The organism is Enterococcus sp. AZ095a (genome assembly GCF_050546735.1).
Taxonomy (GTDB): domain Bacteria; phylum Bacillota; class Bacilli; order Lactobacillales; family Enterococcaceae; genus Enterococcus_D; species Enterococcus_D entomosocium.
Genome location: NZ_CP172953.1, coordinates 342,345 through 356,375 on the forward strand (window position 1 = coordinate 342,345; position 14,031 = coordinate 356,375).

The following is a 14,031-nucleotide window of genomic DNA, read 5'->3' on the forward strand; positions in this document are numbered from 1 at the left end:
TCAGCAGATGGGAAAGATCCAAGAGCTATCCGAACGTCTGGCGAACCAAATCGCGGCAGGAGAAGTTGTTGAGCGACCGGCTTCTGTCGTCAAAGAATTAGTTGAAAATGCCGTGGATGCCGGCAGTACCCAAATCGATATTTTTATTGAAGAAGCAGGCTTGCGTAAAATCCAAGTCATCGATAATGGCGAAGGAATTGCAGAAGAGGATGTCTTGACTGCCTTTAAACGCCACGCCACCAGTAAAATCCACAATCGAGATGACTTGTTTCGAATACGTACCCTCGGGTTTCGCGGGGAAGCTTTGCCTAGTATCGCTTCGGTTTCGATCCTCTCGATTGAAACGGCAGTCAAAGGTGCCCAACAAGGCTCCTTTGTGCGCTTAAAAGGCGGCGCTGTTGAAGAGCATCTGCCTGCCAACTTGCGACAAGGAACCAAGATCACTGTCGAAAACCTCTTTTACAATACACCGGCACGTTTGAAATATGTCAAGACGCTGCAAACGGAACTTGCGAACATCGGCGATATCGTCAATCGGATCGCCCTGAGCCATCCAGAAGTGGCTTTTCGCCTCGTTCATGAAGGCAATAAGATGCTGAGCACCACTGGAAGTGGGCAGTTAAAACAAACCATCGCCGGGATCTACGGAGTGGAAACGGCCAAAAAAATGATTGCAATCGATACTGAGGATCTCGACTTTAAAGTCACTGGCTTTGTGTCACTGCCAGAAGTTACCCGAGCCAGCCGCAACTATTTATCCACGATCATCAATGGTCGTTATATTCGCAACTTCGCTTTGAATAAAGCGATCGTTGCTGGTTACGGATCAAAATTGATGGTCGGTCGTTTTCCATTAGCTGTCCTTGAAATCAAAATGGACCCCTTATTAGTCGATGTCAACGTTCATCCGACTAAGCAAGAAGTTCGCTTGTCAAAAGAAGAAGAACTGACCAAGCTAATCAGTAAAGCCATCAATGAGGCGCTGCGGGAAATCAATTTGATTCCTAACGCGGCTGACAATCTGCGGTTTAAGAAAAAAGTTGCCGATCAGCCAAAAGCCCAGCAGCTTGGCTTGGAACTGGAGTCAGCAGGAAATTCGACTTCTGAGTTGTCTTATAATCGCGAAACCGGGAAATTTGAGGTTCAGGGCAGTACTTATCAACAGACTGTGGATAACTCTGTGGAAAAACCTGTGGAGGAAGGTGGAAAACTTCCAGAAATGCCACAGGAATCTAGCGAAAACCTGTTGGAAGAAACCGAGGAAACCTTTCGCAGTTTGGAAGAGACGCTGCCAAATAAGCCTGTCCGAAAACCATTTGTGGAAGACCAGACGGAAACAAAAGCGCCGCTGCCAGAAGCGCCAGCCTTTCTCTCGGAAGAGACGCCAGAGCTTACGGCGCAAGATCTGCAAAATCAAGCGACTCTGCACCCTGAAATGCATGGGGATGACCGCAACTACCTGAAAACGGTCGAACGGTTACTGGAAGAAGAACCAGCGAAGGAGCGTTTTCCCCAATTGGATTATTTTGGGCAGATGCATGGGACCTATTTGTTTGCCCAAAGTGAGGCGGGGCTATATATCGTCGACCAGCATGCGGCACAGGAACGAATCAAATATGAGTATTACCGCGAAAAAATCGGCGAAGTGACCAATGACCTGCAAGAATTGTTAGTGCCGATCGTTTTGGATTATCCCAACAGCGATGCGCTGCAATTGCAGGAACAAAGTGAAAAGCTGGCAGAAGTCGGGATCCATCTGGAATCTTTTGGGACCAATAGTTTCATCGTCCGAGCGCACCCGACGTGGTACCCTAGCGGTGAAGAAGAAGCCATCATCCGCGAAATGATCGATATGTTATTGACGACAGGAAGTGTCAGTGTCAAAAAGTTTCGTGAAGCAACCGCGATCATGATGAGCTGCAAACGATCCATCAAAGCCAATCATTATTTGAATGAAGCACAAGCCCGGATCTTGTTGCAAGATTTAGCGAAATGCGAGAATCCCTTCAACTGTCCCCATGGTCGCCCGGTGCTGATCCATTTCACCAACAGCGACATGGAGCGGATGTTCAAACGGATTCAAGATCCTCATCGAGCAAGGAGTGGCATGGAATGATTATTTTGGCTTCACAGTCGCCGCGACGCAAAGAATTATTAGCGGAGTTAGTCCCGGAATTTGCGGTCATACCAGCGGATATCGACGAGTCGGTCCGACCAAACGAAGCGGCGATCCCTTATGTCCAACGGATGGCAGCAGAAAAAGCGGCGGCTATTACGCAAGCATATCCTGAAGATCTGGTGATCGCGAGCGATACCACGGTCGTGGTGGATGAAGAAATCTTAGGAAAGCCAGCCGACCGTGAAGATGCTCGTTCGATGTTGCGAAAAATGAGCGGACGTGCCCATTGGGTGCATACCGCCGTCGTTTTGCAAAAAGGCGAACAGCTGCGCCAAGCAGTGGTTTCGGCGGAAGTTGTGTTTCGTTCCTTGACCGATCAAGAGATCGACAAGTATCTTGCCTTAGATGAGTACCAAGACAAAGCGGGCGCCTATGGGATCCAAGGGGCGGCCAAAGTATTTGTCTCATCGATAAACGGCGATTTTTATACAATTGTAGGGTTTCCTGTCACTACGGTCTATCAGTTGTTGCAAGAGTTTATGGAGGAGGAATAAGGATGGATGTTTCTGGTAGTTGTCTTTGCGGCAAAGTCACGATTGACTTGACTGGAGTTTCGAAAGAAATCACGGTTTGTCATTGTAGTCTCTGCCAGAAATTTCACGGCGGACCGATGTTTGCTCTTGCACCATGTTCTGAGAACCAGATGGCTCTTCAAGGAGCGAAGTGGCTGCGACGTTATGATTCTTCTAAGTGGGCACAACGAGGATTTTGCAGTCAATGTGGCTCGAGTCTGTTCTTTTACCTCAAAGAAGCACACACCTATTTTTTTGCGGCTGGATTATTTGGTAACATGCCAGAAGCTGTCTTAACCGAAGAAATCTATACAAAAGACCAACCGCAGTTTTACCATTTTGCGGAACCAACGACTCGTTGGCAAAAGCTGCAAAACCCTTAAACAATTTGAGCAAGTCATTTTACATTCGCTAAGAAAAAAGGCATGATAGAGCATACAGGATGAGTCTAGAGGAAAAGCAGGTGAAAAAATGACAGATAAAAAAGAATTAAAAGAAAAATTGTCATCGATCGAATATGCGGTGACCCAAGAAAATGCAACCGAACGCCCCTTTACTGGCGAGTATGATGATTTTTATGAAAAAGGGATCTATGTTGATATCGTCAACGGAGAACCATTGTTTGCTTCTACTGATAAATATGACGCCGGTTGTGGCTGGCCTTCCTTTTCGAAGCCGATCAGTCGCCAAGATATTCAAGAAAAAGCCGATTTTTCTCACGGTATGCATCGGGTAGAAGTCCGCAGCAAAGAAGCTGACTCTCATTTAGGACATGTTTTTTCAGACGGTCCTCAAGACAAAGGCGGTTTGCGCTATTGTATCAACTCGGCAGCATTGAAGTTCATCCCTTTAGCAGAAATGGATGAAAAAGGCTATGGCGAATTCAAATCACTCGTTGAGTAAGTATTAGGAACTGTGTGCGAAAAAAAAGACGCAGCAGCATGTCTCGTTTGAAAAAATGCGACTGAAACAACGGTTTTTCCTCCGTTTGTTTCCTGCTAAACCTTTTCCTTCGTTCACAGTCCTTTTTTTGCCCTCTCGTCTGTGCTACAATAAAGGGAACATATGTACAGAAAGGAAAGCACATGTACGAATATATCATAGGGAAAGTAACGGATATCTTTCCGGCGTATATCGTCGTTGAGACCCATGGCATCGGCTATCAGATCGCTTTTGGCAATCCGTATTCATTTAGCGGCAAGTTAAACCAAGAAGTAAAAATCTATCTGCACCAAGTGATTCGTGAAGATGCTCATAGTCTCTACGGCTTTGCCACGATCGAAGGCAAGCAGTTGTTTTTAAAATTGATCAGTGTCTCAGGTATTGGACCAAAGAGTGCGTTAGCAATCATGGCCAATGAAGACCATACAGGGTTGATCACGGCAGTCGAAAATGGGGACGTCAACTATTTGACTAAGTTCCCAGGTGTCGGTAAAAAGACGGCGCAGCAAATGATCCTAGACTTGAAAGGCAAAGTGGCTGAACTGGTTGGAGAAGAAGCGATCGTTCCTCTAAGCGTGGCAACGACTGCTTTAGATGAAGCGATGGAAGCCTTGAAAGCATTGGGTTATAGCGAAAAAGAAGTCAAGAAAGCCGAAAAACAATTAGCGGCGAATACGACAAAATCGACGGATGAGTACTTGCGGGAAGCTCTCCGATTGATGATGAAAAAGTAAGGAGCAAGTAGACGATGGATGAACGAATTGTTTCGCCAGAAAGTACTGAACAAGAAGAGATCATCGAAAAATCCTTGCGTCCGCAAACCCTTGCCCAATATATCGGACAAGACAAAGTCAAGCAGGAGCTTTCGATTTATATCCAAGCGGCGAAAAATCGAGAAGAAGCGTTGGATCATGTCCTCTTATATGGTCCGCCAGGCTTAGGGAAAACGACGATGGCAATGGTGATCGCCAACGAGATGCAGGTGCAAATCAAGACGACCAGCGGTCCTGCGGTCGAAAAACCGGGGGACTTGATTGCAATCTTGAATGAGCTGCAGCCGGGGGATGTTCTGTTTATCGATGAGATCCATCGCTTGCCTCGTGTCGCCGAAGAAATGCTTTATTCGGCAATGGAAGATTTTTATGTGGATATCATGGTGGGGCAAGGAACAACGGCTCATCCGGTTCATTTTCCGCTTCCGCCATTTACCTTAGTCGGCGCAACGACGCGGGCGGGGATGCTCTCGGCGCCACTACGGGATCGCTTCGGAATCATTTCTCATATGCAATATTATGAAGACCATGATTTAAAAGAGATCGTGCAGCGGACTGCGTCGATTTTTGAAACGGATATCGTGGAAGAAGGGGCGATCGAAATCGCCCGCCGATCTCGAGGCACTCCACGGATCGCCAACCGTTTGCTTAAACGAGTTCGCGATTATGCGCAAGTGCAAGCAGATGGATTGATCGATCGCACCGTTGCTGACCAGGCATTGGCGCTTTTGGCAGTCGATCATGCTGGCTTGGATTATATCGATCAGAAATTGATCCGCACGATGATCGAATTGTATCAAGGCGGCCCGGTGGGATTAAGTACGATCGCTGTCAATATCGGGGAAGAAACCGAAACAGTGGAAGATATGTACGAACCGTTTTTGATCCAAAAAGGATTTTTGAAACGCACCTCGCGTGGGCGGATCGCAACACCGTTAGCGTATGACCATTTTGGCTATCCCCAAAGAAGTGAATAGAACGAAGCAGCAATCAACGATGATTGCTGCTTTTTTGTGCTTTTGGTGAAACGTTTCTTTTTATTTTTTAATAATTTCTGAGAATCAATAGATGTTGAAAAATACATTATTTGTGAAATTTGATTAAACGGAAGTGTTTGGAGAAATTATTTCTTATAAAAATGTTGATATAATAGCTTTTATGTTTGTGAGGAACTCAACGAAATTTGTGAAAAAAGAAAACCTGAAAAAAATAATTGGAAAGGCTTGCATTTTCGAATGGCAGCGGATATAATCTTTTTGTAGAAACGTTTCACCGAAGTGTGGAGATATACGTAGTGTTGCGAGGATAGAAAGAAGGAGATTTTGTGTATGAGTAAACTGCAAAAGTTTTATAGTCAACGGCAGCTTCACTGGATGGTTTTTCCCGGCGTGGCATTTATGATCGTATTTAATTATATTCCGATCTACGGAATTATAATCGCTTTCAAAAACTATACGGTGATTGACACGATTTCATCAGCACCATGGGTTGGGTTAGAGAATTTCCGTATCATTATGAATGACAGTTTTTTCTGGGAAGCAGTTAGAAATACGTTAGCCATCAGCTTATTGAAATTAGGATTAGGTTTTGCGATCCCGATTGTGTTAGCCATTATGATTTTTGAAATGCAAGATGGCCGCTTGAAGAAATTTATTCAAACGGTTTCATACATTCCCCATTTTTTCTCATGGATCGTGCTAGGTGGGATGATGATCTCTTGGCTGTCAACGAACGGCTTTATCAACCAAGTGTTGATGTCCGTAGGATTGATGGACAAAGGGGTCAATCATCTATTGGATCCAAGCAAATATTGGTGGATCGCGGTCCTTTCTGATCTATGGAAAGAAGTCGGCTGGGGAACGATTCTTTACTTGGCAGGTATGTCGCGGATCGATCCAACGTTTTATGAAGCCGCACGAATCGATGGTGCCAGCAAGCTAAGACAGATTCGTTCGATCACATTGCCATTACTGACACCGATCATCTCCTTAAACTTGATTCTGAATGTGAGCGGTATCTTAGGGTCAAACCTAGATCAAACATTAGTTTTGATGAATTCACAGAACCAAAACCGTTCAGAAGTTATCAACTCCTTTGTTTATAAAATGGGGTTGACGCAAGGTGATTTCTCTTATGCAACTGCTGTCGGCTTGGGGATCGCGGTCATTTCCGTCATCTTATTGGTGATCACGGATCGAGTGACCCGCAAGTTGAACAACGGCAATTCAGTTATCTTATAGGAGGAAAAAACATGATCAAAAGAAAAGCAAAAGAAAACACGTGGTTTTACTTCTTCAATACCGTGATCTTGATTTTATTCTCGTTAATGATCATTGTACCGATTTGGAATATCTTGGTTTCCTCCGTGTCTTCTAGTTCTGGATTAGCGGGCAACGGCCTCGTGTTATGGCCCAAAGGCTTTACCTGGGAAAACTATCGGAAAGTTTTTTCCGACGCAAGTATCCCCCGTGCCTTCTTGATCTCAGTGTTAAAAACGGTTCTTGGGGCTGCAACCCATACCTTGTTTTGTGCGATCGTGGCTTACGGATTGAGTAAATCACGCTTGGTTGGCCGCAACATTTATACAACGATGGGGGTCATCACCATGTACTTCAGTGGTGGGATGATTCCAACGTACTTGCTGATTCGCTCGCTAGGATTACTGGATTCTTTCTGGGTCTACATTATTCCAGCTTTGTTCAGCTATTATGATGTCGTGATTTTAATGAACTTTTTCCGTGAGATTCCGCCTTCACTCGAAGAATCGGCGAAGATCGACGGTGCAAGTGAATTCCAAATCTTTTATAAAATCTTCTTACCATTAACGAAACCGGCATTGGCAACCATCATCTTGTTCAACGGGGTTGGCCAATGGAACGATTTTATGACAACAAAACTGTATATCACAAAAGAGTATCTTTATCCGCTGCAAATGAAGATTTATGAAATCATCGTCCAATCCAACTTGAGTACGATGACTGAAAGCGGTAGTACCGACTTTATCGTCCAAGCAACGACCCGTGGGGTTCAGTTGGCTACGATCGTCATCACGACAGTGCCAATTTTAATTATATATCCATTGCTTCAAAAACACTTTATCGGCGGTATGATGGCCGGTGCAGTAAAAGAATAGAAAGAGGGATAGACATGAAAAAAGTAGTAGGCGGTTTATTGGCAGCATCAGCATTACTTAGCTTAGCAGCATGTGGCGGCAGCTCAGACAATGCCAGCAGTTCGGATTTTTCTATCAAAGATCGGTATGAGTTAGATGAAAAGACACCAGCATGGAAACTCGATACCAAAGAAGAACCAACCAAGATCACATGGTACATCAATTCAGACTGGACAGCTTTGCCATTTGGTGAAGATGTGACGACAGCCCAAATCAAAAAAGATTTGAACATTGATATTGAATTTATTTCAGGTGATGATTCGAAATTAAATGCTTTGATTTCAAGTGGTGATATGCCTGATATCGTGACGTTGATGGATAAAACCAGTCAAGCAGCCACAAAAGCTGATAGCTGGGCATACTCATTAAACGATTTAGCGGAACAATACGATCCGTATTTGATGAATGTCGTGACCGAAGATACCTTCAAATGGTTTGCTTTAGATGATGGCAAAACTTATGGCTATCCAAACTATTCCAACACAGCAGCGGACTACGAAAGCGGCAATATTCCCGTCAACGATAACTTTGTGATCCGTGAAGATGTCTATGAAGCATTGGGCAAACCAGATGTTTCGACTCCAGAAAACTATGTGAAAGTCATGAAAGAAATCAGCGAGAAATTCCCTGATTTGACACCAATGGGCTTCACAACGATCGGCGAAACAGCAGGACCATTCTTAGATAAATTGCAAGACTTCTTAGGTGTTCCGTTAGAAGATGAAGATGGTGCTTTCTACGATCGTAACTTAGATGAAGAATATATCTCATGGTTGAAAACCTTTAATCAAGTGTATCGTGACGGCAACATCAGTGATGACAGCTTTACCGATGACGGTCCAACCTATGATGAAAAAGTAAAACAAGGGGACTATGCAACGATCTTAGTCGCAGGAACGAGCGGACAAGGTGGGAACTTCACTGGATTCATGAAAAACTCTGACACGCGGTACATCGCAATCGACGGACCTGCCAGCACTTCTGGTCGTGAAGCAACCTTGAACCAAACAGGAATCTCTGGCTGGTTGATCAACTACATCACAAAAGATGCGGCGGATCCAGCAAAAGTAACCCAACTCTTCACGTACTTGATCGATGAACCAGGACAAATTTTGACAAAATTCGGTGTTGAAGGCGTGACGTATGAATACAACGATGAAGGCAAAATCGATTACTTGCCAGAAATCAAAGAAATGGAACAAACCGACAACGAAGGCTACAACAAAAAATATGGTATCAGCCGCTTCAACTACTTTAACAATGACCGTGTCAATGCACTGAAAGTCAAAACTGAAAATGCGTTGACTCAAATGCAAGAATGGGGCGAAGGCAAATTGTATCCACACTTTGTGATCGAAAATACGGATCCAGATGCCGGAACTGCAGAAGCACGTTCAAACACAGCCATCAAAACCAAAATCAACAGCACGATCATCTCATTGATTCGTTCAAAAGATGAAGGAACATTTGACAGCACACTAACCGACTTTGAAAGCTTCTTAGATTCAAACAACTGGGACGCAATCAAAGACATTAAAACTGAAAAAATGGCCGAAAACCGCGAACGACTAGAATAACCCCCATAGGAGAGGAAAGGAAGCCAAAAAAAAGACCTTTCCTCTCCTTTGCTTTGAAACACAGGTTTTGCGCGCACTTTGCGCAAAATCTGATGTTTCAAAGTACTAGGCGACCGCAGGGAGCGTAGTGACCATACAAAGAAGCACTGCGATTGGCTCGCGTAGTGAGACATGCAAGCTGCACTTAGTGTGTTTTACTTAGTGCAACTGTAGGCGAAGCGAAAGCGGAGACGAGCAGATGATGAAAAGTACTAGGCGACTGCAGGGAGCGTAGTGTCCGTACAAAGAATCACTGCGACTGGCTCACGCAGTGAGACCTGCAACCCAGAAAACCGTACGTTGAGAAACGACCCAAAATCACAAGAAGGCAAGAAACAGGTTTACGCAGCACCCGCAGCACAAATCAGCAAGTTTTGATTGGAGGATCATAATGAATCGACTATTTTCTTATGAAGGATGGTACTATCGGGTCTTTGCTTTTCTAGCAGATATGATCATTGTTAGTTTTCTCTTTATGATTCCAGCAATGACGCTGATTCTCGCAGGGCCAGCATTGATCGCGCTGTATCGGACGATCGATCAATTGTACAAGGAACGAGATGTCCCGATTTGGCAACGATACAAGCAAGCATTCTTAAGCAACCTCAAACGTGGTCTCTTCTTAGAAGGTCTTGTTATTGCGTATGTCGCAGTCTTTGCCGGTTTGATCTATTCCTTGATGATGCTTACACCTTACTTTGGCGTTTTAGCCGTGATCCTCGTCAGCTTGGCTGCGCTGTATCTCGTCGTGTTCGTTCTCTTGTACAGTTTGTTTGCGCAATCATTGCAAGAAACAGCGAAAGAAACGGCATATGCGGTTCTTAGCAGTACGGCGAATGCGATCATTTTACTGGTGATCCCAATCATTGTTTTTGTATTGTGCAGCAAAGTAAACCTATTCTTATTTGTTTGTTTAGGCATTTCAGGATCAGCCTTTGTACAAGTGTTGTTTTTCAATAAAGTATTAGCGAAGGGAGAAGAGACAAATGACTGAATCGACCGCAACTGATCGATCCTGTTTTTGGGCTTCGGTCCAACAAGAACTTGACGCCCTTCCGCTAGCCTTTGAAAGAACCAAACAAACACCTTTGCTAAAAGGGATCGATTGTTTTACGATTTCTTTTCAAAGTCTTGGTAATGAAACGATCTATGGGCATCTGCTGCTGCCAGAACAAGCGGCAGATTGTCCAATCGTGATTGATTTTTTAGGCTATATGAATCATGTGCAAGAACCGTTCCAATTCGCTCATTGGTTACTGATCGGCTGCGGCTGTCTTGTCATCGACAATCGCGGACAAGGGGGACGCACGCAAGATCAGGTTCCCTATGAAACCACGCAGCATGAAGCACCTTTTGGACGCGGCATCTTGAAAAAAGAAGATTTTTATATGAAGCGATTGGTCGCAGATAGTTTGCGCACACTAGAAGTCCTTCAACAGATACCGGAAATCGATCCGCAGCGGATTATTTTAAGAGGCGGCTCGCAAGGAGGCGGCATCGCCTTATTGGTCAACGCATTAACGAACGTCCCGATTTTTGCGACGTTTGCCGATGTGCCAAGCCACTCCAATCTTGTCCATCGGATCGAACAAAAAACAGGAAGTTACCATGTGATTCAAGAGTATATCGAACAATTTCCAGAAATGCGGGAAACGATCTATCAAGTCATGAGTTATTTTGATTTGAAGTATTTTGCTCATCAGATAACTGGTCCTGTTTATACATCGGTCGGCAGTGCTGATCCGATCTGTCCCATGGAAGATTTCTTCGTTTCCTATAAAAAGATTCCTGGACCGAAAGAATTGCGTATTTACTTAAATAAAGGGCATGGCGGCGGCGAAGCGAAACAAATCCGTCGTGAAATGCAGCAAATCAAAAAATTACTCAAAGGAAATGAATGAAGATGAAAGTAGCAACCTACAATCTACGAGTCGATACCGACTATGACCAAGAATGGCAATGGCACTATCGATCGGAGGCGGTCTGTTCCTTGATCGATTACTACGACTGGGATGTTCTGGCGATCCAAGAAGCCCGACCTAGTCAATTTGCAGATTTAGCAAAGCTAGCGCAGTATGCTTCCGTCACGGCTGAACGTGACGGTGATGGCTTGGGCGAAGGCATCGGACTGTATTATCAAAAAGAGACTTTCGAGTTATTAGCTTCAGGTTCGTTTTGGTTGTCATTGACACCGACTGAACCCAGTATTCATCCAGAAGCTGCCTATTCACGCTTATGTGTTTGGGCAGTCTTACAGGAAAAAAAGAATCCGCCGTTTCTTGTCATCACGACCCATTTAGATAATATTTCAGAAATGGCTCGTTTTGAAGGGATGAAAGTGATCTTTGAGCAGCTGGCAGATCAGATCGAACGCTACCCTGTATTACTAATGGGCGACTTGAATGCGGAGCCAACGGAGCGGGTGCATCGGTACTTAGAGCAGCATTTTCAAAATGCCAAAGAACATGGGCAAAAGCCTCATCACGGACCCAAAGGCTCCTATCAAAATTTTATTTATACGTTACCATGGCAAGAACTAGAAGAAATTGATTATATCTATACGAAAGGCTTCACGGTGGTCAAAACCGCCTGTCTAACGGATTCTTGTGATCGTCGTTTTCCCTCCGATCATTTCCCTTTAGAAGCAGAAGTCCAATTTGAAGAAAGCAAAGGATGAATAAAAATGGAACAGCAGAAATTAACCGAACTACTTTCAGAAATGACCTTAGATGAAAAAATCGATCAGTTGCTGCAACTGGCAGCGGCTTTTTATTCAGATAAAGCAGAAGAGAAAACCGGCCCAATGGGCGACTTAGGACTGACACAAGAGAACATCAACAATGCGGGAACAACGCTAGGTGTTTCTGGTGCAAAAGAAGCGATCCGCGTCCAAAAAGAGTATATCGAAAATAACCGCTTGAATATCCCAACGATATTGATGGCGGACATCATTCACGGCTTTCGGACGATTTTTCCGATTCCATTAGGATTAGGTAGTTCATGGGATTTGGCAGCAGCGGAGAAAATGGCGGAAGTATCTGCCAAAGAAGCAGCTGTTTCTGGCTTGCATGTGACCTTTTCACCGATGGTGGACTTAGTAAGAGACCCGCGCTGGGGCCGTGTCATGGAATCGACGGGGGAAGATCCTTACTTGAACAGTCGCTTTGCTGAAGCCTTTGTCAAAGGCTATCAAGGGGATGATTTGCGAACGGATTTCAACCGCGTGGCTGCGTGTGTCAAACATTTTGCGGCTTACGGTGCGGCTATCGGCGGTCGCGATTACAACACGGTCAATATGTCAGAACGCCAACTGCGAGAAAGTTATTTACCAGGCTATAAAGCAGCCCTTGATGCCGGTGCCAAGCTGGTGATGACCTCCTTTAATACGGTAGACGGCATTCCAGCAACGGCCAATCGCTGGCTTTTCCGTGATGTTTTGCGAGAAGAATTCGGGTTTGAAGGCGTTGTGATCTCTGACTGGGCTGCAATCAAAGAAGTGATCGCTCATGGCGCAGCGGAGGATGAAAAACATGCCGCTGAACTAGCCATCAAAGCTGGGGTCGATATCGAGATGATGACGACTTGCTACACTGATAACTTGAAAGAGCTGATCGCAGAAGGCACCGTTGAGGAAGCCTTAGTCGATGAAGCCGTGCTAAGAATCTTGACCTTGAAAAATGAACTAGGTCTATTTGAAAATCCATACCGCGGTGCTGATGAAGCCGCTGAAGCAGCCACTGTTCTGTCTCAAGAACACCGAGAGATCGCCAGCGATATCGCAAAGAAATCAATGGTGTTGTTGAAAAATGAAGGTGTCCTGCCGTTGCAGAAAACCGAAAAAGTGGCGATCGTGGGCCCGGGTGCTCACTCCCGTGATCTATTAGGTGCTTGGTCTTGGCAAGGGAAACAAGAAGAAGTGGTGACATTAGTGGCGGGGGCTCAATCCTTGGGTGCGGATCTGTTGATCGGTCAAGAGCCCTTTGATTATTTTGCACCGTCTGAAGCAGCGATCCAAGAAGCGATCGAATTAGTGAAAGAAGCGGATAAAGTTGTCTTAGCGCTAGGAGAGCAAGAATGGATGAGCGGTGAAGCTGCCAGTCGCAGCGACATTCGATTGCCGCAAGCCCAATTGTCCTTGGTTGAAACCTTGAAAGAATACAACGAGCAATTGATCGTAACCCTTTATAACGGTCGTCCTCTTGACTTGCAAGGGGTTGATGCAGCCAAAGCGATCGTCGAGGCTTGGTTCCCTGGAACCGAAGGCGGAAACGCACTTGCTCAAATCTTGTGGGGAGAATACAATCCAAGCGGCCGCTTGAGTATGTCATTCCCGGAAACCGTTGGACAAGTCCCTGTGTATTACAACGTTGACAATACCGGTCGTCCATATGAAAGTGCACCGGATGAAAAATATGTCTCAAAATATTTGGATGTCTCCAATTATGCCAAATATCCATTTGGCTTCGGCTTGAGCTATAGCCCAGTTGCGTATTCTACGGTGACGTTGGATCAGCCGACCATGACCAAAGATCAAACAGTCACGGCATCCATCACTGTTACGAACCAAGGAACAGCAGCGGTCTGGGAAACGGTCCAATGCTACATTCGCGATTTAGTCGGTGAAGTGGTTCGCCCAGTGAAAGAACTGAAAGGCTTTAAGAAAATTTGGCTAGAAGCTGGCGAATCAACAACCGTTCAATTTGAGATCACGGAAGAACTGCTGCGCTATGTCCACAGCAACCAACAAGCAAGCAGTGATCCTGGGAAATTCCACATCATGATTGGTGGGAACAGCCGAGACACCCAACAAACAACCCTGCAATTAGTTAGGTAAGAT

Annotated in this window: 14 protein-coding genes; all 14 read left to right on the forward strand. The window is 45.1% G+C overall.

What is annotated here, in order from left to right; genetic code table 11:
* The first annotated feature begins 7 nt into the window (after nt 1-7).
* Nucleotides 8-2,116, forward strand: coding sequence for a DNA mismatch repair endonuclease MutL (gene mutL / locus IGJ26_RS01660; protein WP_430599808.1), 2,109 nt, complete (start codon nt 8-10; stop codon nt 2,114-2,116).
* Nucleotides 2,113-2,673: a Maf family protein gene (locus tag IGJ26_RS01665; protein ID WP_429946982.1), complete on the forward strand. Its 561-nt coding sequence runs from the start codon at nt 2,113-2,115 to the stop codon at nt 2,671-2,673. The genes mutL and IGJ26_RS01665 overlap by 4 nt, the downstream gene beginning before the upstream one ends.
* A gap of 2 nt (nt 2,674-2,675) precedes the next feature.
* Nucleotides 2,676-3,074: a GFA family protein gene (locus tag IGJ26_RS01670; RefSeq protein WP_005232409.1), complete on the forward strand. Its 399-nt coding sequence runs from the start codon at nt 2,676-2,678 to the stop codon at nt 3,072-3,074.
* An 88-nt stretch (nt 3,075-3,162) separates the two neighbouring features.
* A complete protein-coding gene (msrB, locus tag IGJ26_RS01675) occupies nt 3,163-3,594 on the forward strand; it encodes a peptide-methionine (R)-S-oxide reductase MsrB (RefSeq protein WP_061053658.1) in 432 nt (143 codons plus the stop codon).
* 182 nt (nt 3,595-3,776) lie between these two features.
* Nucleotides 3,777-4,367: a Holliday junction branch migration protein RuvA gene (gene ruvA, locus IGJ26_RS01680; protein ID WP_005232405.1), complete on the forward strand. Its 591-nt coding sequence runs from the start codon at nt 3,777-3,779 to the stop codon at nt 4,365-4,367.
* Between the two features lie 14 nt (nt 4,368-4,381).
* Complete coding sequence (gene ruvB / locus IGJ26_RS01685; protein ID WP_005232402.1) at nt 4,382-5,383, forward strand: Holliday junction branch migration DNA helicase RuvB; 1,002 nt, start codon at nt 4,382-4,384, stop codon at nt 5,381-5,383.
* 351 nt (nt 5,384-5,734) lie between these two features.
* Nucleotides 5,735-6,646 carry an ABC transporter permease gene (locus IGJ26_RS01690; protein ID WP_005232388.1) on the forward strand — a complete coding sequence of 304 codons (912 nt, stop codon included), beginning with the start codon at nt 5,735-5,737 and terminating at the stop codon, nt 6,644-6,646.
* A gap of 11 nt (nt 6,647-6,657) precedes the next feature.
* Nucleotides 6,658-7,539, forward strand: coding sequence for a carbohydrate ABC transporter permease (locus IGJ26_RS01695; RefSeq protein ID WP_005227173.1), 882 nt, complete (start codon nt 6,658-6,660; stop codon nt 7,537-7,539).
* A 14-nt stretch (nt 7,540-7,553) separates the two neighbouring features.
* Nucleotides 7,554-9,155, forward strand: a complete 1,602-nt coding sequence (locus IGJ26_RS01700) for a sugar ABC transporter substrate-binding protein (RefSeq protein ID WP_430599810.1) — start codon at nt 7,554-7,556, stop codon at nt 9,153-9,155.
* A 273-nt stretch (nt 9,156-9,428) separates the two neighbouring features.
* Nucleotides 9,429-9,572, forward strand: a complete 144-nt coding sequence (locus IGJ26_RS01705; protein ID WP_194199319.1) for a hypothetical protein — start codon at nt 9,429-9,431, stop codon at nt 9,570-9,572.
* 13 nt (nt 9,573-9,585) lie between these two features.
* The gene (locus IGJ26_RS01710; RefSeq protein ID WP_016611459.1) at nt 9,586-10,188 is read left to right on the forward strand and encodes a DUF624 domain-containing protein; all 603 of its coding nucleotides are present in this window, start codon (nt 9,586-9,588) and stop codon (nt 10,186-10,188) included.
* Entirely contained in the window at nt 10,181-11,095 is a 915-nt protein-coding gene (locus tag IGJ26_RS01715; RefSeq protein WP_008376278.1) for an acetylxylan esterase, read from the forward strand. Before IGJ26_RS01710 ends, IGJ26_RS01715 begins: the two co-directional genes overlap by 8 nt.
* Entirely contained in the window at nt 11,092-11,871 is a 780-nt protein-coding gene (locus IGJ26_RS01720) for an endonuclease/exonuclease/phosphatase family protein (protein WP_016611458.1), read from the forward strand. The genes IGJ26_RS01715 and IGJ26_RS01720 overlap by 4 nt, the downstream gene beginning before the upstream one ends.
* Nucleotides 11,872-11,877: 6 nt before the next feature.
* Nucleotides 11,878-14,028 carry a glycoside hydrolase family 3 N-terminal domain-containing protein gene (locus tag IGJ26_RS01725; protein WP_194199318.1) on the forward strand — a complete coding sequence of 717 codons (2,151 nt, stop codon included), beginning with the start codon at nt 11,878-11,880 and terminating at the stop codon, nt 14,026-14,028.
* The last annotated feature ends 3 nt before the right edge of the window (nt 14,029-14,031 follow it).